This window comes from Streptomyces sp. NPDC059455 (genome assembly GCF_042750115.1).
GTDB classification, from domain to species: Bacteria; Actinomycetota; Actinomycetes; order Streptomycetales; family Streptomycetaceae; genus Streptomyces; species Streptomyces endocoffeicus.
Genome location: NZ_JBHYVB010000137.1, coordinates 1 through 17,734 on the forward strand (window position 1 = coordinate 1; position 17,734 = coordinate 17,734).

The 17,734-nt window shown below is 69.3% G+C and carries 15 protein-coding genes and 3 pseudogenes; 12 read left to right on the plus strand and 6 right to left on the minus strand.

Going from position 1 to position 17,734, the window contains the following annotated elements; translation table 11 throughout:
- From ACFXB5_RS36315 to ACFXB5_RS36345, 7 genes and pseudogenes are all read left to right on the plus strand, one after another.
- On the plus strand, window positions 1-2,331 hold a 2,331-nt coding region (locus ACFXB5_RS36315), incomplete at its 5' end, for a xanthine dehydrogenase family protein molybdopterin-binding subunit (protein WP_385216319.1).
- Between the two features lies 1 nt (window position 2,332).
- On the plus strand, window positions 2,333-3,112 hold the full coding sequence (locus ACFXB5_RS36320) for an enoyl-CoA hydratase/isomerase family protein (RefSeq protein ID WP_385216322.1): 780 nt from the start codon (window positions 2,333-2,335) through the stop codon (window positions 3,110-3,112).
- Between the two features lie 8 nt (window positions 3,113-3,120).
- The gene (locus tag ACFXB5_RS36325; protein WP_385216325.1) at window positions 3,121-4,017 is read left to right on the plus strand and encodes an FAD binding domain-containing protein; all 897 of its coding nucleotides are present in this window, start codon (window positions 3,121-3,123) and stop codon (window positions 4,015-4,017) included.
- On the plus strand, window positions 4,014-5,276 hold the full coding sequence (locus tag ACFXB5_RS36330) for a 2Fe-2S iron-sulfur cluster-binding protein (protein WP_385216327.1): 1,263 nt from the start codon (window positions 4,014-4,016) through the stop codon (window positions 5,274-5,276). Before ACFXB5_RS36325 ends, ACFXB5_RS36330 begins: the two co-directional genes overlap by 4 nt.
- A 105-nt stretch (window positions 5,277-5,381) precedes the next feature.
- Complete coding sequence (locus tag ACFXB5_RS36335) at window positions 5,382-6,725, plus strand: MFS transporter (RefSeq protein ID WP_385216330.1); 1,344 nt, start codon at window positions 5,382-5,384, stop codon at window positions 6,723-6,725.
- Between the two features lie 190 nt (window positions 6,726-6,915).
- Window positions 6,916-7,533, plus strand: a pseudogene (locus tag ACFXB5_RS36340) (lactate racemase domain-containing protein); the annotation flags it as partial.
- A gap of 116 nt (window positions 7,534-7,649) precedes the next feature.
- A pseudogene (locus ACFXB5_RS36345) lies at window positions 7,650-8,144 on the plus strand (MerR family transcriptional regulator); the annotation flags it as partial.
- Between the two features lie 423 nt (window positions 8,145-8,567).
- On the opposite strand, the gene ACFXB5_RS36350 reads toward ACFXB5_RS36345, so the two are convergent.
- Together ACFXB5_RS36350 and ACFXB5_RS36355 are read right to left on the minus strand one after the other, a co-directional pair.
- Entirely contained in the window at window positions 8,568-8,780 is a 213-nt protein-coding gene (locus ACFXB5_RS36350; RefSeq protein ID WP_385216333.1) for a YkvA family protein, read from the minus strand.
- Window positions 8,781-8,794: 14 nt separating this feature from the next.
- On the minus strand, window positions 8,795-9,250 hold the full coding sequence (locus ACFXB5_RS36355) for a Chromate resistance protein ChrB (protein ID WP_385216391.1): 456 nt from the start codon (window positions 9,248-9,250) through the stop codon (window positions 8,795-8,797).
- A gap of 96 nt (window positions 9,251-9,346) precedes the next feature.
- On the opposite strand from ACFXB5_RS36355, the gene ACFXB5_RS36360 reads away from it, so the two are divergent.
- Window positions 9,347-9,991, plus strand: a complete 645-nt coding sequence (locus tag ACFXB5_RS36360; protein ID WP_385216336.1) for a glycoside hydrolase family 15 protein — start codon at window positions 9,347-9,349, stop codon at window positions 9,989-9,991.
- 55 nt (window positions 9,992-10,046) lie between these two features.
- Here ACFXB5_RS36360 and ACFXB5_RS36365 read toward each other — a convergent pair whose 3' ends face one another.
- Window positions 10,047-11,849, minus strand: coding sequence for a thiamine pyrophosphate-requiring protein (locus ACFXB5_RS36365; RefSeq protein ID WP_385216339.1), 1,803 nt, complete (start codon window positions 11,847-11,849; stop codon window positions 10,047-10,049).
- 466 nt (window positions 11,850-12,315) lie between these two features.
- Between ACFXB5_RS36365 and ACFXB5_RS36370 the strand changes: the two genes are divergently transcribed.
- Window positions 12,316-12,774 (plus strand): hypothetical protein, encoded by a 459-nt coding sequence (locus ACFXB5_RS36370; protein ID WP_385216342.1) that lies wholly within the window; start codon window positions 12,316-12,318, stop codon window positions 12,772-12,774.
- Here ACFXB5_RS36370 and ACFXB5_RS36375 read toward each other — a convergent pair.
- Window positions 12,764-13,348 (minus strand): DinB family protein, encoded by a 585-nt coding sequence (locus tag ACFXB5_RS36375; RefSeq protein WP_385216345.1) that lies wholly within the window; start codon window positions 13,346-13,348, stop codon window positions 12,764-12,766. The genes ACFXB5_RS36370 and ACFXB5_RS36375 overlap by 11 nt on opposite strands.
- Window positions 13,349-13,706: 358 nt before the next feature.
- Window positions 13,707-13,952 carry a hypothetical protein gene (locus tag ACFXB5_RS36380; protein WP_385216348.1) on the minus strand — a complete coding sequence of 82 codons (246 nt, stop codon included), beginning with the start codon at window positions 13,950-13,952 and terminating at the stop codon, window positions 13,707-13,709.
- Between the two features lie 10 nt (window positions 13,953-13,962).
- Here ACFXB5_RS36380 and ACFXB5_RS36385 point away from each other — a divergent pair.
- Window positions 13,963-14,085 (plus strand): annotated as a pseudogene (locus ACFXB5_RS36385) (transposase); the annotation flags it as partial.
- A gap of 161 nt (window positions 14,086-14,246) precedes the next feature.
- On the opposite strand, the gene ACFXB5_RS36390 reads toward ACFXB5_RS36385, so the two are convergent.
- The gene (locus tag ACFXB5_RS36390; RefSeq protein ID WP_385216351.1) at window positions 14,247-14,879 is read right to left on the minus strand and encodes a TetR family transcriptional regulator; all 633 of its coding nucleotides are present in this window, start codon (window positions 14,877-14,879) and stop codon (window positions 14,247-14,249) included.
- A gap of 368 nt (window positions 14,880-15,247) precedes the next feature.
- Here ACFXB5_RS36390 and ACFXB5_RS36395 point away from each other — a divergent pair, with 368 nt between their 5' ends.
- Window positions 15,248-15,454: a hypothetical protein gene (locus ACFXB5_RS36395; RefSeq protein WP_385216354.1), complete on the plus strand. Its 207-nt coding sequence runs from the start codon at window positions 15,248-15,250 to the stop codon at window positions 15,452-15,454.
- 10 nt (window positions 15,455-15,464) lie between these two features.
- Entirely contained in the window at window positions 15,465-17,726 is a 2,262-nt protein-coding gene (locus ACFXB5_RS36400) for a CocE/NonD family hydrolase (RefSeq protein ID WP_385216357.1), read from the plus strand.
- The last annotated feature ends 8 nt before the right edge of the window (window positions 17,727-17,734 follow it).

Below are 17,734 nucleotides of genomic sequence, written 5' to 3' on the forward strand. Positions count from 1 at the left end.
CGGGGCACACTCCCCGCCGGGGTGGCCGGGACCCCGCACCCCCCCGCCGGCTCCCGCGGCGACAATCTCTCCGGGGCGCGGCCACACCCGGGTGGCCCCGCGGTGATCGGTCCCGATGAGGTCGCCGCGACACTGCGGCCGTTCCCGCTCTCCCTCAAGACGCCCATGCCGTACTACCCGACGGGCACCGACAAGGTCCGGTTCGTCGGTGAACCGGTCGCCGTGGTGGTGGCGGCGGACCGCTACCTCGCGGAGGACGCCGCCGAACTCGTCGAGATCGACTACGACCCGCTGCCCCCGGTGGTCGACGTCGAGAAGGCCCTCCTGCCCGACGCCCCGCGACTGCACGAGGGCGCCGACAGCAATGTGGCGACCGATCGGACCTTCGCATTCGGTGATGTGGACGGCCACTTCGCCACCGCCCACCGCGTGGTGACGGGCAAATACACCTTCCCGCGGTACTCGTCCACCCCGATGGAGTGCTACGCGGTCGTCGCCCATTGGCAGGACGAGGCCGACGGACCGGGCATCCAGGCGTGGGCGAACTTCCACGGGCCCTTCTCCATGGTCCCGGTCCTGGCCGGGGCGCTGGGCGTACCCGCCTCACGCGTCCGGCTGATGATCCCGGCCGACAACGGCGGCAGCTTCGGCATCAAGGCCGGCATCTACCCCTACGTGGCCCTGATGGCGCTGGCCAGCAAGCACGCCGGCCGCCCGGTGCGCTGGACCGAGGACCGCATCGAGCACATGCTCGCAAGCTCCGCCGGATCCGACCGGGTGATGTGGTTCGAAGCCGCGGTCTCCGCCGATGGCGAGGTGCGGGCACTCCGCGCGGATCTGGTGGACAACGTCGGCGCGTATCTCCGCCCGCCGGAGCCCAGCACGCTGTACCGCTGCTTCGGCAACATCACCGGCGCGTACACGATCGACGCCGTGCGGATCCGCTCCCGCGCGGTCGTGACCAACAAGACACCCACCGGACTCAACCGCGGATTCGGCGGCCAGCAGCTGTACTTCGGCCTGGAGCGGCTGATGGACAAGATCGCCGGGGTCTGCGGCCTGGACCCGGTCGAGCTGCGGCAGCGCAACCTCGTGGGCAGTGAGGACTTCCCGTACGCCACTCCGACCGGCGGCGTCTACGACTCGGGCGACTACCAGCGCGCCCTGGACATGCTGCTGAAGAACGCCGACTACCAGGCGCTCCGGGAGGAGCAGCGCGCGGCGCGGGAGCGCGGTGAGTACTACGGCATCGGCGTCGCCACCATCGTCGACCCGTCGGCGACCAACATCGGCTATGTCAGCCTGGCCACCCCGGCCGAGCAGCGCACGGCGGGGCGCGGCAAGTCCGGCTCCACCGAGCACGTACGCGTCAGCGTCGACCTGGGCGGCATCGTGTCCGTCCTGCTGGGCACCGTGCCGCAGGGGCAGGGCCACGCCACGGTCGCCCAGGCCGTGGTGGCCGAACAACTCGGGCTGCCGCTGGACCAGGTCCGTCCGGTGGTCGAGATGGACACCGCCACCACCCCCTGGACGGTGACCTCCGGCAGCTATTCGTCGCGGTTCGCCCCCCTGCTGACCAGCGCGCTCGTCGAGGCCGGTGAAAAGCTGGCCGAGACCGTCAAGGTCGCCGGCGCCACCTTGCTGGACGTCCGCCCGGAGGAGGTGGAACTCGCCGACGGGCGGGTCCGGGTCCGGGACGAGCCCGAGCGGGCGGTGCTGTTCCGGCACGCGGCCGGGCTGGTCCACTGGGACCCCGGCGCGCTGCCCGAGGGCACCACCGCGCGGCTGTACGAGGAGGCCGCCTTCACACCCCCTCAGTCGAAGGCCGCCAGCAGAGGCGACCAGATCAACTCGAGCCTGTGCTACGGATTCGTCGCCGAGCTCGCCACCGTACGCATCGACGCCGAGACCCGGCAGCTCCGGCTGGAGAAGGTGGTGACCGTCCACGACCCGGGCACCATCCTCAACCCCACGCTCCTCGAGGGCCAGATCCACGGTGCCCTCGCACACGCCATAGGCGGTGCGATGCTCGAGGAGATGCGCTACACCGACGCCGGGCAACCGACGGCGACGTTCATGGACTATCTGTGTCCCACCACCGCGGAGACGCGGTACACGCTCCACAGCGACCACCTGGAGACGCCCTCCCCCCTCACCCGCCTCGGCGCGAAGGGGTGCGGCGAGGGCAGCAGCATGAGCCTCCCCGCCGCGATCGCGGGCGCGGTCGCCGACGCGCTCGCCCCGGCGGGCGTGGACATCACCACCCTGCCCCTCCACGGAAACGTACTCAACGAGCTGCTCAACGGCAGTGACAGCGAAAGGGATCTGTGACATGGCACTGACCGGAGGCCGGATCAGGCTGGACCACGGCCACGACGGACGTGTCGCCTACCTGACCCTCGATCACGGCAAGTACAACATCGTCACCATGGAGACCCGCCAGGCGATGGCCGACCGCTTCGCCGAGATCGACGCGGACGAGAGCGTCCAGGTCGTGGTCATCCGGGGCGAGGGCGAGCACTTCACCTCGGGCGGCGACATCCCCGGCTTCATGGAGATGGAGCCCGTCGCCTTCACCGATCTGGGCCAGAACATCACGGCTCCGTCCCGCAGCCCGAAGCCCGTCATCAGCGCGGTCGACGGCTACTGCTTCGGTGTCGGCTTCGAGCTCGCGCTGTCCACGGACATCCGTATCGCCACCGAGCGCAGCGAGTTCGCCCTTCCGGAGATGCGCCTGGGCATGATCCCCGGCTCCGGCGGCACCCAGCGCCTGGCCCGGCTCATCGGTCTCTCCCGCGCCAAATACCACGTCATGACCGCGACCCGCATCTCGGCGCGGCAGGCGGGGGACTGGGGCCTGGTGTCGGCCGTGCTGCCCGATCGCGCGGCGCTGGACGCGGAGGCCGAACGGGTGGTGAAGACCATGCTGGGCTACTCGCCACTGGCCCTGCGCACCGCCAAGGAGGTGCTCGACAAGGGAATCGACGCACCGCTTTACTCGGGGATCGAGCTGGAGCGCAAGGCGTACGCGATGCTGCGGTCGAGCCACGACTTCGCCGAGGGCGTCGCCGCGTTCGGCGAGAAGCGGACCCCGAAGTTCCAGGGCCGGTGATCTGATTCATGAAGGCCGCACCGTTCGCCTACGTTCGTCCCTCGCGCCTCTCCGACGCGATCGCCGAACTGGCGGAGACCCGCGGGGGCGGCAAGGTCATCGCGGGCGGGCAGTCGCTGACACCGGTGCTCGCCATGCGGCTCGCCCGCCCCGACACGCTGATCGACATCAACTCCATCGAAGAACTCGGCGCGCTGACCCGCTCCGGACCGGCCCTGCACATCGGCGCGACCGTGACGCAGCGCCGGGTGGAGCGGGACCCGCTCGGCGGAAGTGTTCCCCTGCTGCGCTTGGCGCTGCCCTGGGTGGGCCACCGGGAACTGCGCAGCCGGGGGACGGTGTGCGGCAGCCTCGCCCACGCCGACCCGGCCGCCGAGCTTCCCGCCGTGGCCTGCTGCCTCGACGCGGAGTTGACGCTGACCGGACCGAACGGCCACCGGAGCGTGTCCGCCCGGGAGTTCTTCCACGGCGCGATGACCACGGCGCTGACCCCCGACGAGATCCTCACCTCCGTACGGCTGCCCGTGGCCGCCGAGGGGGAGGGGTTCGGGTTCGCCGAAATCGCCCGTCGCCACGGCGACTTCGCGCTCGCGGGCGCCGCCGTGCGGGTACGTCAGCGCGCGGGCCGCCCGGAGGCGGCGATGACCGCCTTCGGCGTGTCCGACCGGCCGGTCACCCGTGATCTCTCCGAGCAGCTCGCCGCCGCGGTCACCGACAGCGGCGACGGGCTCGCGGGCCGGCTCAGGGAGCAACTCGCCGCCGTCGTCGAGGAGATCGTCGACACCGACGGCGACATCCACGCATCCAGGGACTACCGGCGCCGGCTGCTCCTCGCCCTGGCCGCCCGGGAACTGTCCAAAGCTTACGAGCGCGCCCGTGACGGCGCCGAGGAGGTGACCACGTGACCGTCGGCGAAGCCGGGTCCCGCGAGGCGGGGCCCCGTATGCCGCGCCCGGTGAAGGCCGGCGCGGACGACCCGGTCGAGGTCCGGATGACCGTCAACGGGACGCCCACGGTGCTGAGCCTCCCGGCGCGGGTCACCCTGGCCGACGCGTTGCGTGACCACCTCGGCCTCACCGGTACGCATGTCGGCTGCGAGCACGGGGTCTGCGGTATGTGCACCGTGCTCGTCGACGGCGAGGCCGCCCGCGCCTGTCTGCTGTTCGCCGTGCAGCTGGACGGGACGGACATCGTCACCGTCGAGGGCCTGGGACGGCCCGACTCCCTGCACCCGCTGCAGGAGTCGTTCGGGCGTCACCACGCCCTGCAGTGCGGCTTCTGCACCCCCGGCTTCCTGATGAGCTCCTACGACCTGCTGGTCAACAAGCCGGAGGTCACCGAGGAGGAGCTGCCGGAGGAGTTGTCGGGCGTCATCTGCCGCTGCACCGGGTACCGGAACATCCTCACCGCGGTGGACGAGACCCGGCGCGCACACCCCGAGGGCATCCCCGCGCCGGGCAACTGCGTGCGTACGGCGCTGGTCGGCCGTGCCGGGCAGGGCGCGGACGCGTCCGACGGCCCGGACGAGGCCGAGGACACGGTGTCGCCGAGCGTCCAGGACATCGTGCTGCCCAGCGGTGACCCCACCATCGGGGTGCGGATCACCACGGAGATCGAACTGCCCGAGGACCGGGTCTGGGGCGTGCTCGACGACATCTACTTGCTCGCGCGCTGCCTGCCGGGTGCGGAGCTCACCGACGACTACGGCAACGGACACTACGCGGGCCGGGCCCGGGTCTCCGTGGGTCCGATCAAGCTGGCGTTCAACGGGGTGGCACACATCCTGGAACACGACCGCGAGGCCGGTCGGCTGAGGGCCGTCGCGCAAGGCCAGGACACCGGTGGGGCGCAGACACAGGCGGACATCACACTGACCACCGAGGCCACGGAGACCGGCACCGCGATGCACGCCGACGCCAAGGTCTATCTCACCGGCCGCATCGCCCAGTTCGGCCGCGCCCTCGCCGGTGACGTCAGCCGCCGGATGTTCGAGCAGTTCGCCGACGCCGTCACCGAAGCGGCGACCTCCGGGCAGGCGCCGTCCGGGCCGGTGAAGGCCCCCAGCGCCCTGAGCCTGGTGTTCGCGCCCTTGCTCGACCGCGCCAGGCGGCTGCTGCGCGGTGCCGGAAGGCGCCGGCGGAGCGGCCAGGAGAAGGAGCGTTAGAACCAGGTGTTACCGGTATCCCTCCCCGCCGACCGCGACGCCCGCGGACTCCCGCCGAAGCCACGGGGCCCTCCCGTATGCCCACTCCGAGACGAGGAGAACACCATGAGTCCCGCCGCCCGACAGCCCGCGAAGTCACCAGCCGCCGCCGTATTCGCCTCGGTCGCGGGGTGGTCGTTCGACCTTTTCGATCTGTTTCTGCTGCTCTACGTCGCAGGGCCGGTCAGCGAGAGTATCTTCCCGACATCCAATCCGACTCTCGGGATGGCCGCGGTGTTCGGCTCGTTCGCCGTCACCGTGGTCATGCGTCCCGCCGGTGCCGCGCTCTTCGGCGAAGTGGCCGACCGCGGAGGTCGCAAGAAGGCCATGGTCGTGGTGATGAGCGGCGTGGGCCTGACCACGGCGGCCATGGGGCTTGTGCCGAATTACTCCGCCGTCGGTGTGCTCGCTCCGGTCCTCTTTCTGACCCTCCGGGTGGCCCAGGGCCTGTTCGTCGGCGGCGTCACCGCGACCACGCACACCTTGGGCACGGAGAGCATCGGCCCGCGGTGGCGGGGTCTGATGAGCGGACTGATCGGGGCCGGCGGGGCGGGCCTGGGCGGGGCGCTGGCCAGCGTGGCGTACATCGGTGTCTCCGCGGCGTTTCCCGGTCCGGCCTTCGACGTCTGGGGCTGGCGGGTGCTGTTCTTCTGCGGGCTCGCCGGCGCGCTGTTGAGCCTGTTCGTCGCCAGGAGGGTCGAGGAGTCACCGGCCTGGGAGGGAAGTGACACCGGCCGGGCCCCCGAACCGGTGCCGTTCGGTGAACTCCTCCGCGGCGGTGGCAAGAAGATCCTCGCGCTGAACGTCGCCGTCGCGGCCGGTGGCGGGGCGCAGTACTACCTGACGTCGGGCTTCCTGCCCACCCTGCTCAGCGAGATCGTGCCCGTCACTGAACGGCAGCGCGGGCTGATTCTCCTGGTGTGCAGCGTGGCGGTGGTGGTCGCGGCGATCGGGGCGGGGGAGCTGAGCGAACGGATCGGCCGCCGCAGGACCATGCTGGGATTCGGGCTGTGCAACCTTCTCGCCCTGCCGGCCGTGGTGTGGGCCATCGCGGCGGCCGGGGGAGAGCGCGGCACCGTGGTCGCCGTGCTGTGCGTGCTCATGGTGATGCTCTCCAACGCGGCCTACGCGCCACTGATGATTTTCCTGAACGAGCGGTATCCGACGGAGCTGCGAGCCCGGGGAACGGCGGTCAGCTGGAACATGGGCTTCATGCTCGGCGGGCTCATGCCGACCTTCGTCAGCCTGCTCAGTCCTGATCTCACCGATGTGCCCTCGCGTCTGGTGTTCTTCCTGGCCGGGGCGAGTGTGGTGTTCGTCGTCACGCTCATCGCCGTTCCGGAAACCCGGGGCTCGGTGTCCTTCGACCGGCGGCCGGAACGGACCGAGCAGGTCGGCAGCGGTCTGTGACGGGGTCTCGTCGCATGCGCGAGCGTTGACAGGATCTGAAATCTCGCCTAGCTTCCGATATATTGATCAACCGTCCTAAACATACGGTCCATTGAGCATGGTTGCGCCGCTTGCGAAGAGATCGACGATGACCGGAACTTTCCACCCACGAATTCCCTACGAATCGCTGGACCCGCTGACCATCGGCGTCATGGACGATGAAAGCAACGTCCGCCGCGAGGAACTCGACCTCGACATCCCCGAGCGGAACCTGCTCGCGGCGATCTACCCCGACGAACCCCCCGCGGTGCGGAACACCACCGACGAGGCGCGGCGGGCACTGGCCAACCCGGTGGCCGGGCCGAGCCTGGCGCAGTTGCTCGAGGGCGGCCGGAGCATCACGGTCATCATCGACAACCAGTTCCGGCCCACCCCGGCCTCGAAGATCCTGCCGGCGGTACTCGACGAGATCGAACGGGCCGGCACGACCAGGGCCACCGTCATCACCGGCAACGGCAAGGTCATATCGATGTCGCAGCGCGACATCGAGCAGAAGGTCGGCCGGGACAACCTCGCGCGCATGGCCCGGCTGGGGATCCCGCTGCTCCAGAACGACCCCCTCAACTACGACGTCTACACTCACCTCGGCATCACTTCGCGGGGCACACCCGCATGGGTACATGAGTCCGTGACCAGCCACGACGTGGTGATAGCGATCGGACAGGCACAAGCCAATCACTGGGGTTACGGCGGAGGCGGCAAGCTGGTCATGCCAGGGGTGTGCGCCGACATCACCATCGAGGCCAACCACGGCAACTTCGTGATGTCGCCCCAGACGCACTACGGGGCACTGGCCGGACCGATGCGCTCGGACATCGACGAGATCGCCACGATGGCCGGACTCACCGCGACCCTGGACGTCCTGCTCGACACCCGCGGCAAGGTGAGGCGTTCCGCCTCATCGACGAGAGCCACGTACAGCTCCTCGACGACCGGCGGACCCTTCAGACCGTGGAGAGCGCCCTCCGCGGCCTGCGACCCACCACGGCGCCCGCGCCCACCACGGCGTCCGGGCACCCCGCGGCGTCCGGTCCCGGCGCCACGTTCATCGGGCCACTGGCGGAACGGCTCGGCATCCGGCCCGCGACGCTGCGCAAGTGGGAGCGCACCGGGCTGCTGCGCCCGCGCCGCGACCCGCTGACCGGATACCGCGTCTACGACGAGGCAGACGTGCGGGACGCCCGGCTCGCCCACCAACTCAGGCGGGGCGGCTATCCGCTGGAGCGGATCGCCGCGCTGATCTCCCAGGTGCGGGCGGCCGGTGGGCTTGAGCCGCTGGAGGGCGCGCTGCGCGACTGGCACGGCCGGCTGTCCGTTCGCGGGCGGGCGATGCTGACCGGGGCCGCCGAGCTGGAGGCGTACCTCCGTGAGTGCGGATGAGATCTCGGCCGTCAGCCGAGGAGAGACTCCCAGGGGGACTCGACCCAAAACCCCAACCGGTGGTGTTGCGGGCTGACCTGGACCTGCACGGTGGAGCGCCCCTGATCACAGAGCCACAAGTTCGCTGTGACGGAGAAAGCGCATGCCGATACCGAGGGCACATGTTCCCCACCTCTCGAAGGCCTTGATCAACAAAATGACCCCGAATCCGACGAGGGCGATCTCCTGCAGCGCGCGCGGCGCGAGGACGCTCGGCATTGGGAAGCGCATCGGCGTCCGATTTCAGCAGAGACGTTGTCGATGCCGGTCGTTCGCTCGCTCAACCTCACCGTCACAATGGCGGTGCACACGAGGAAGGCTCGACAGACGCGTGATCCTCGAGCCCAGGTAGCGCACCAGACCTCCAGGCTGTGGGGCTTCCCTTCACTTCCGTGGTTCGGCCCGGTGCAGTCCGGCCAGGCGGGACAGGGTGGCGAAGCCGTCGTTGCTGCCGGGCCAGTGGGCGCGCACAGCCTCGACCCCGGCCCGCCGCACGACGGACCGCAGCACGAAGGCGACAACGATGGCGTCGTCGGCGTAGCCGATGACGGGCAGGAAATCGAGGATCAGGTCGATCGGCAGAGCCAGGTAGACCATCAGGAGGCCGAGCCTTACCCGCACCCCACGGGGCAGAGTACGGTCGGCGGCCAGGCGGCGTAGGAGCCGTACCAGGTCTGGCAGCAGCCGGCTGGCCTCGGCGAGCAGGTGCGGCACCGCGCTACTGCCTCCCGTGCCGCCGCCCCGCCCGGGGCGTGGAAGTAGTCGCGAGCGGCGATCTTGGCCAGCCACTTGTCGAACCGCTCCAGATCCGCTTCGGACTCCTCGACCTCCGCGTAGGTGGCGTTGCCCCGGGCGGTCTCCTTGCGCAGTTCTTCGAGCAGGTCGGGGGCGCGCTCGACGACCTCGCCGTACTCGGTGTCCCGTTGGGCGTTGAACTCGTCCACGAGCTGGGCGTATTCGGTGTCGTCGGGGATGTTCATGGTCAGCTGGCGTGCGGTGCCGCCGTCGGCACGGACCGAGGCGAGCAGGCGCGTGACCTGGCGGCGCGTGTCGTCCCGTTCGGGCAGGCAACGACGCCGGTGCCCAGCTCGACACCTACGGTGAGCTGTTGCAGCTCTACGCGGCGGCCGCCCGCCTCGACCGGCTCACTCCCGACGCCCGGCGTGCCATCGACGTGGCAGTGGACGCCATCGAGCGCCATCGGCCCGCACCGGACGCCGGGTCTGTGGGAGCTGGAGAACCGGTGGTGGACCCATTCCCGGCTCTGCGCGGTGGCCGGGCTGCGCTCCCTGGCGCGCGAGCTGCCGGGCCGCGCCGCCCGTCGGTGGGATTCCCTGGCCGGGGCCATTTTGCGGGAGACCCGCCGGCGCTGTCTGACCCCGGAAGGGCACTGGACCCGTGCCGAGGGGGACTCCGGCGCGGAGGCCGGCCTGCTGCTGCCCCTCGCCCGCGGCTGCCTTCCGGCAGGAGACCCCAGTGGTCCGCGAACCCGCCGGTTCATCGAGGACCGACTGGCTCAGGACGGCTATCTGTACCGCTTCCGCCACGGTGACATGCCGCTGGGCGAGGCGGAGGGGGCGTTTTTGCTGTGCGGCTTCATGATGGTGCTGGCCGCCCATCGCGAGGGCGACTCGATCAGCGCGTTCCGCTGGTTCGAACGTACCCGCGCGGCTTGCGGCCCCCTCGGCCTGTTCGCTGAGGAGTACGACGTCGGCCAGCGCCAGCTGCGCGGCAACCTGCCCCAGGCATTCGTCCACGCCCAGATGCTGGAAGCGGCAGCCCGCCTCGGTATCCGTCGGCACGGTTGAGCGCGACGGTGTGCTCTCGGCGTCCGTACGATCAGCGCCGTGCGCCGCGTCGCTCTCACGCATGTCCGCGTCCCGGCAGGCGCTCGGCGTACTGGGCGACCTTCTGCCGGATGCCCCGGTGGGCGATCCCGGCCAGCTCGGGGTCGTGCAGCGCGGCCTTCACGGTCTTCTTCGCCATGGGGACCATGAGATGGGGCGGGATCGGGGCGATCTCCTGGTCGACCACGAACTCCAGGACGACCGGCCGGTCACTGGCCAGCGCCTCGTCCCAGGCCCTGCCGACCTTCTTCGGGGACTCGCAGCGGATTCCCCGCAGCCCCAGCAGCTCGGCGTACGCCCCGTACGGGATGTCGGGGATGACCTGGGAGGCGGGGTACTTCGGGTCCCCGGCCATGGCGCGCTGCTCCCAGGTGACCTGGTTGAGGTCCTGGTTGTTGAAGACGCAGAAGACCAGCGGCGGGCCGCCCGCCAGCCGGTCCAGATAGCGCTTGACGGTGATCATCTCGTTCATGCCGTTCATCTGGAAGGCGCCGTCTCCCACGAACGCGATCACCGGGCGGGTGGGATACGCGAAGCGCGCCGCGATCGCGTACGGCACCCCGGGGCCCATGGTGGCCAGCGTGCCGGACAGCGAGGCGTCCATCCCGTCGCGCAGCTTCAGATGGCGCGCCCACCAGTTGGTGGCCGAGCCGGAGTCGGCGGTGAGGATCGCCCGGTCCGGCAGCCGCGAGGAGAGCTCAGCGGCCACCGACTGGGGGTTGATGGCGTCCCCGAAGTGCTGGCCGGCCCAGGTGTCGCAGATGGTGAGCCACTCCCGCACATCCTTCTCGACCTTCTTCCGCCAGCTCCGCTTCTCCTTGCGCCGCAGCAGCGGGAGGAGCGCCTTGAGGGTCTCCTTCGCGTCGCCCACCAGATGGGCGTCCATGGGGTAGCGCATCCCGATCATGCGGCCGTCGATGTCGATCTCGACACCGCGCGCCTGCCCCTCGTCCGGCAGCCACTCGGAGTACGGAAAGCTGGTGCCGATCAGGAAGAGGGTGTCGCACTCCTTGATCATCTTGTCGCTGGCGGTGCTGCCCAGCAGACCGATCGGCCCGGTCACATAGGGCAGGTCGTCGGGGAGGACATCCCGGCCCAGCAGCGCCTTGGCCACCCCGGCGCCCAGCAGCTCCGCCACTCCGACGACCTCGCCCGAGGCGTCGGCCGCGCCCTGGCCGACGAGGATGGCGACCCGCTCGCCCTCGTTGAGGACATCGGCGGCGCGGCGCAGCTCATCGGGGTCGGGCAGGACACGGGGGCGGCTCCAGCCCACGCTGGAGAACACCGATCCGTGTGCTCTGGGCGGGGAGGGCTGGGCGTCCTCCTCCTGGACGTCGTTGGGGATCACGATGGTCGCCACGCCGCGGGTGGTCAGCGCGGTCTTGAAGGCGCGGTCGATGACATGCCGTGCCTGGCCCGGGTGGGTGACCATCTCGCAGTACTCGGAGACGTCGGCGAAGAGCCGGTCCAGGTGGATTTCCTGCTGGTAGTGCGAGCCCAGGCTGAGCCGCTTCTGCTGGCCCACGATGGCGACCACCGGCTGGTGGTCCAGCTTGGCGTCGTACAGGCCGTTGAGCAGGTGGACGGCGCCGGGCCCCGAGGTGGCGACGCAGACTCCGACCTCGCCGGTGAACTTGGCGTGGCCGCAGGCCATGAACGCGGCCATCTCCTCGTGCCGGACCTGGATGAACTCGGGGTCGCCCTTGGCGCGGTCGAACGCCCCGAGCAGCCCGTTGATCCCGTCCCCCGGATAGCCGAAGACCCGCGCCACCCCCCACTCCCGCAGCCGAGCCAGCACGAAATCCGATACCTGAGCCACGGCGCCTCCTCGGTAGTGCCGCACAAAGCACCTCACAGGAGTAGCCGCCGACCGGGCCGGTAAACGTGGCGACCGTGCGCGGGCCGCTGGGCGCGCCGCGAGCGGTGATGGCGGACGGCGAGCATTTCAGCCGCTACGAAGGGATCGGCGCCCCTGGGGAGCAGGCGCGAAGGAGCCTCCTACCCATGGCTGTGCCTGGCGCGGAGGAGCCCGAGCGGGCGGCGCGCCGGAAGCGGAAAGCAGCCCATCGGGCATAGCGCGGAAGAACCCAGATCCGGACCCCGACCGCCCTCCCGGAAGTGCGTCCGCTCCCCTGAGGGGTCGGTACTCCGTCGACAGGGCCGGGAGTCAGTTCCGCACCATGCTGTTCCGCACCATGCTGTTCCGGCGCGAATGGGCCGCGGCCGGTGGGGCGCGCCGAAGTAGGGCGGCGAAACATGGACGGCCCGGGAAGGGGAAATCCCACGTGAGTGACCCGCTGCGGCTCCTGTCGCCCGCGGAACGGAAACGGCTCCAGCCCGTCGCCCAGTCACCGCCCGACTGCGTCCTGGACGGCGAAGTCGTCGCCTTCGACCAGGGCCGCACCAGCTTCGCCCGCCTCCAGCCACGCATCCACCCCGCCTCCCCCGACCAGGCCAGACGCAGCGGCGTGCCCGTGTACTACTACCTCTTCGACGTCCAGTCCCTCGCCGGGGCCGACGTCACCACGCTGCCGCTGCGCCGCCGCAAGGCGCTGCTGCGCTCCCTGCTCAGGAAGCGGCGATGCGCGGTGGCGGGCGACGTGCCGAACGTCGGCGGCAGATGCCGCCAGGCACAGCCGCTGGTCAGAGTTCATCAGGAACCAGACGCTTCGATGGATCAGCACCCACGACCGGCATCGTGCCGCACGAACATCAAGTCGCGTGAGACACCCTCTAAACCTTGATTGGTGCGGCCGACCTGGCGGCATGCTCGATCTTCGCGCAGTAAGCTGCACGGGCTTCCTCGTCGATCTGCTTCTCGTGTTCGGCGCGCACCCCGGTCCGGCCGTCGAGGCCCTCGCGCAGGATATCGGCGTGCCCGGCATGCCGGATGGACTCGCCGAGGACATGGACCATGATGGCGAACAGGTTCGTATTGGGATAAGGCTCCGGCCACCACGGCACGTGGCCGGGGGCGTCGAGGGGAAGCTCGTTGATCGTCGCGTCCGAGTGTTCCCACGTGCGCCGGTAGAACCCGATGATCTGATCGCGGGTCTCGTCCTCGGTCACCCACAGATCGCTGCCGTTGTGGTCCTGCCATCGGGGCAGCGGTTCCGGGGAAGGGCGGTCGAAGACCTCGCCGAAGTACCTGGCCTCGACGGTGGCCACGTGTTTGATCAGGCCGAGGAGGTTGGTCCCGGTCGCTGTCAAAGGTCGGCGGGCGTCGTATTCGGACAAGCCGTCGAGTTTCCAGAGCAGCGCCTCGCGGTCCCGCCGCAGTCTCCCGTGCAGGTTGTCTTTCGCCAAGTCATCGATCATGCGGCATGAGCCTGCCATGGGCTGCTCGTGGCCTCAAGATCCCGTATGTGGTCCGCAACGACTGGCAGAGCCGAGGCCTGGCCATGGCCGCCGCCCTGACCTGCTAGAGCCCACTGTGCTGGCCAAGCACGGTGTGAAGCAGTGGACTGAGATGCCGCTGTGGCGGACGCACACCGGAGTGTGGTCGGTGGATTCTCGGCGTGCTGTGGAAGCTGGGTCGCGTTGTCGGCCGATCGCCGAAACGGTGCGCGATACGTGGCAGTGGTGGGCCGCCGACGGGCGTCCCGTGGACCACCCGCGGTGGGCAGAACACGGGATCGCGCCGGAGAAGGAGGGGAGGATTCTCGCCTCGCTCTGATCAGGCTTCGACGGCCAGCTGGTGGTTCCCGAGCTGGTATGGCGCCGATGCGCGGGTGAAGTCCTCGATGCGCTCGCGGAGCTGCGTGGGCAGATGAGCACCGTGGAAAACGGGCTGGGACAGGTAGCGACGGACCTGGGCGGCGCGTACCAAGATGCCCGTGATGCGGTGGTCCCCGGGGATGGCCCAGATGGGCTCAAGGGCCTCAGCGGCGCCATCGACGTCTCCGGAGATGCCTGCCGACATCCCCGCGAAAGTTCTGGTCCGCCTCGCGAAGTCCCGGTGGCGGATCGAGCACGACTTCCGCGAGATGGAGACCGTCCTGGGGCTGGACCACTTCGAGGGCCGCTCCTTCAACGGCTGGCACCGGCACGTCACCAACAACCGTCCCCTGGCAGCCCTACGACACCGCCTAACAAAGCACTACTGGAGCGAGCCTGTCCGGTCGATCATGTGCGGAGCAAGATGAGGAGAGCTACGACGGTGACGGTGCCGAGGTAGACGTAGCCGTGTCTTTCGTAGCGCGTGGACGCGTGAGTCTCACCGCGTCGGCGACTGCGGAGGTACGAGCACCGCCTGCAGAGCCGGACCGACGCGCCGGACGATCGCCTCGCGGTCTTCCTCGGCGAGCACGGAGACTCGCACGATCTGCCGGCCGACGATGATGCCGATCAGCATGGAGGCCGCGAGAGCAGCGCGGAGCGCGGCATCATGAGGGTCGGACCCGAAGTGCTGGACGCCTTCGGACAGTCGCGATTCGATGAACTCCCGGAGTTGTGTGCCCGCCTGTTCGTTGGAGACCGCTCCGCGCAGCATCGCCCGCAGCGCGTCGGCGTCGGGCTGATCGCCCTCCCAGACGGCGAGATACGCCCGGACGGCCTGCTCACCAACCGATTCAAGAGGACCGCTGAACGCGCCCGCGATGCGGGAGAGCGCCTCGGGTGAGATCGACATCACTGCTCCGAAGAGCTCGTCTTTCGACCGGAAGAACTGCATGACGAGTGCAGCGTCGACGCCGGCGTCCGCGGCGATCGCGCGGATCGTCGTGCCCTTGAACCCGGCCGCGGCGAACTGCCGACGCGCGGCATCGAGCACCGCCTGGCGGGTCGTGTTCTGCCCGGGCCTTCGGCCGCGCCGCGCAGGCGGCTCCCGTGTTTCGAGTCGCTCAGCCATGCCAGCAGTGTACGGTGAGCCCGCGATATCAACGACTGTTGATATGCTTGCGCGGTGCACGGTCGAAGGGATACGCCATGGAAAGCCGCCGAAGGATCTGTATGCCGTCCCAGCCACTGGTGCCCGGCGGTCCGCGGTACGGGATCCTGAGCGACTTCGTGCCCGGCACGCGCACCCTCGGGCCGGGACCCGCCTGGCTCCGCACTTCCGGGCCCAGCCCGTGGACATCACGTTCGACAAGGAGGTCGCAGTGGCACTGCGGGATGGCACCGTCACGCACGTGGACGCTTTCGGGGCGGTGCGCACCGAGAAGGTCCCGGTCATCGTGGCTTTCAGCCCGTACGGCAAGGTGCAGGGCACGTCGCCGAGTGCGATGGGCGTGTTCGAACCTGCTCCCCCTGGGCCTCGTCTTCCACCCCGATGAACAGCTCCGCTTCATCGTCAGCGGCCGCGGCCTGCTCGGCTCGATGATGCCCGGCATGCCCGAGTACACCTCGCCGAACACCGGCACCCACATCGTGCACACCGGCGGCGACCACGCCTCCTACCTCCAGCTTCCCGTTCAGCGCGCCTAAGGAAAGGCCCATGACGCAGACAGGTTTCCTGGCCGGCCCGATCACCGGTCTCAAGTATGAAACCCCCACTCACCAGGGACTCACAGGAGCAGAGGGTGAATTTCTGTACGAGGAGGGAGAACGGGTCGCTTTCCTCGTCGGGGCGACACCCATCGGCAACGTCTCCGCCCGCGCCCGGGTGAACCTGGCGCAGATCGTCGCCCGCGCAGACGGTGATGTCGCCAAGCTGCGCGACCCCGGGCTGACGAACATCGCCCGATTCGTGTTCACTCTCGGCCGGAAGAACATCCGGGACCACGGGACACAGATTGCCCCAGAGGTCCACGACATCATTGGCCGCCGGCACATCGATTTCCGGCACGACGCCGACTTCCAGGGCACCGCTGTCGCAGACAAGCTCCAGGCGTTCACCGACGACCCGGTCATCACTGAGATACTGCGGGATCTGAACGAAGCCGGAGTCTTCGAGGACACTGGCCCGCGAACTCTGTGCACACCGGCGAACGCCCGGAATGAAGTGCGCCGCAACGCGATGGGCATCCTGCGGTTCCGCGACGTCAAGATCCCGCTGCAAAACGGCGAGCACATCCTCGCAGACGTTTTCCGGCCCGCCCAGCCAGGCACCTACCCGGTCGTCATCAGCTCGGGGCCCTACGGCAAGGCGTTCAACCACCACTCCATCGCGACCGCCACCGACCTCGAAGAGCACGAGCTCATGGAGGACGACTACTTCTGTGGCAATCCCGGCGGGCAGCCATTCGAGAATCACGAAACGGTCAACACCGCATCTTGGGTTCCGGACGGATACGCGGTCGTACGAACAGACATGCCCGGCGCCGGCAACAACCCTGGACGGCTCGCCCCCTGGGGGATCGCCGGAGCCGAGGCTCTTCGCGACTGCATTGACTGGGCCGGCGTTCAACCATGGTCGAACGGCAACGTCGGCACCTGGGGCATGTCATACCTCGCGATGAGCCAGCACCAGGCCGCCAGCCTCCAGCCCAAGCACCTCAAAGCCATGATCGCCATCGGCACCGACGTGGACCTCTACGAGGAGGTCGCCTACAACGGCGGAATCTTCAACGAGCAGTTCTGGCCCGTCTGGAAAGCGGCCGGGATCGACCCCGCAGTCGTGGGAACGCCCGACATCGCGGACTTCATCCAAACTCTGAAGGACAGCCCCTTCCGCGACACCGACCCCGACGCCGTCTTCGGACCACGGGCTGATGTCTTCATGAGCCCCGACCTGACCGATGTCACCGTTCCCCTCTGGGCGGTTGCCGCAACGACGCACTCCGCTCACTTCCACCAGCTCGGCGGCAGCAACGCCTATCTGGCCACGCCGACCGCGAACAAGAAGCTCGACCTCTGGGACGACTGGTTCCAGAAGTCCTACGCCGAGGAGACCGTCGCCGCGCACAAAGCGTTCTTCGACCACTGGCTCAAGGGAGTCGACAACGGGATCATGGACGTCCCGCCCGTGCGCCTGGAGATCCGGTCCGGCAACGGTGCCGCGCACATCCTTCACGAGAACGAGTGGCCCATCGCGCGCACCGAGTACCGCCGCTGGTACCTCGACGCCTCTCGCGCACAGACGGCCCAGCCGGCAGGAGAGCGACAGTTCCTCCGGCTGCAGACGACCGAGCCGACCGCCTCAGCACAGACGGCATATCCGGCCGAGATCGCGCTGGTTCCTCCTGCCCGCGGAGCGGCCTTGCGTGTCGATGCCGCATCGGCCCAGTCCGATCCGCACGCCACCGGCAGCTCGTTCCTCAGCGCCCCGCTGACTGCCGACGCAATCCTCGCCGGATACGGAAAAGTCGGCTTGACGGTCTCGTCCACCAGCCACGACATGGACATCTACGTGTCGGTACGGGCCATCGACGAGGCCGGCCACGAAGTCGACTTCACCGGGTTCGCCACGAGCGGCTTCGGCGATCGTCCCATTCCGCTCATGAAGGGCTGGCTGAAAGCCTCACACCGGAAAATCGACGAAGCACGCAGCACGAACTACACCGTCAAACACACCCATCGCAAAGCCGACTACGCAGAGCTCGTCCCAGACGAGGAGATCGAGGTCGAAATCGAGTTGGTCCCCAGCACCGGGCTGCTCAAAAAAGGCCAACGCATCCGCGTCGACGTGCAGCCCTACGACGGCGTCGCGCACGGCATGCACCACGCCTACGACCCCGCCTACCACGACGGGGCTGTCAACAGAGTGCACACAGGACCGTCCCGCCTGGGCTACGTACAGCTGCCGATCGTAGGTTGACGCCCTAG

Excerpts from the sequence above, each read along its gene's own strand:
- ACFXB5_RS36390 (WP_385216351.1), bottom strand. The coding sequence starts at position 14,879 with ATGGCTGAGCGACTCGAAACACGGGAGCCGCCTGCGCGGCGCGGCCGA.
- ACFXB5_RS36375 (WP_385216345.1), bottom strand. The coding sequence starts at position 13,348 with ATGATCGATGACTTGGCGAAAGACAACCTGCACGGGAGACTGCGGCGG.
- ACFXB5_RS36380 (WP_385216348.1), bottom strand. The coding sequence starts at position 13,952 with ATGTCGGCAGGCATCTCCGGAGACGTCGATGGCGCCGCTGAGGCCCTT.
- ACFXB5_RS36350 (WP_385216333.1), bottom strand. The coding sequence starts at position 8,780 with ATGGTCTACCTGGCTCTGCCGATCGACCTGATCCTCGATTTCCTGCCC.
- ACFXB5_RS36325 (WP_385216325.1), top strand. The coding sequence starts at position 3,121 with ATGAAGGCCGCACCGTTCGCCTACGTTCGTCCCTCGCGCCTCTCCGAC.
- ACFXB5_RS36335 (WP_385216330.1), top strand. The coding sequence starts at position 5,382 with ATGAGTCCCGCCGCCCGACAGCCCGCGAAGTCACCAGCCGCCGCCGTA.
- ACFXB5_RS36400 (WP_385216357.1), top strand. The coding sequence starts at position 15,465 with ATGACGCAGACAGGTTTCCTGGCCGGCCCGATCACCGGTCTCAAGTAT.
- ACFXB5_RS36320 (WP_385216322.1), top strand. The coding sequence starts at position 2,333 with ATGGCACTGACCGGAGGCCGGATCAGGCTGGACCACGGCCACGACGGA.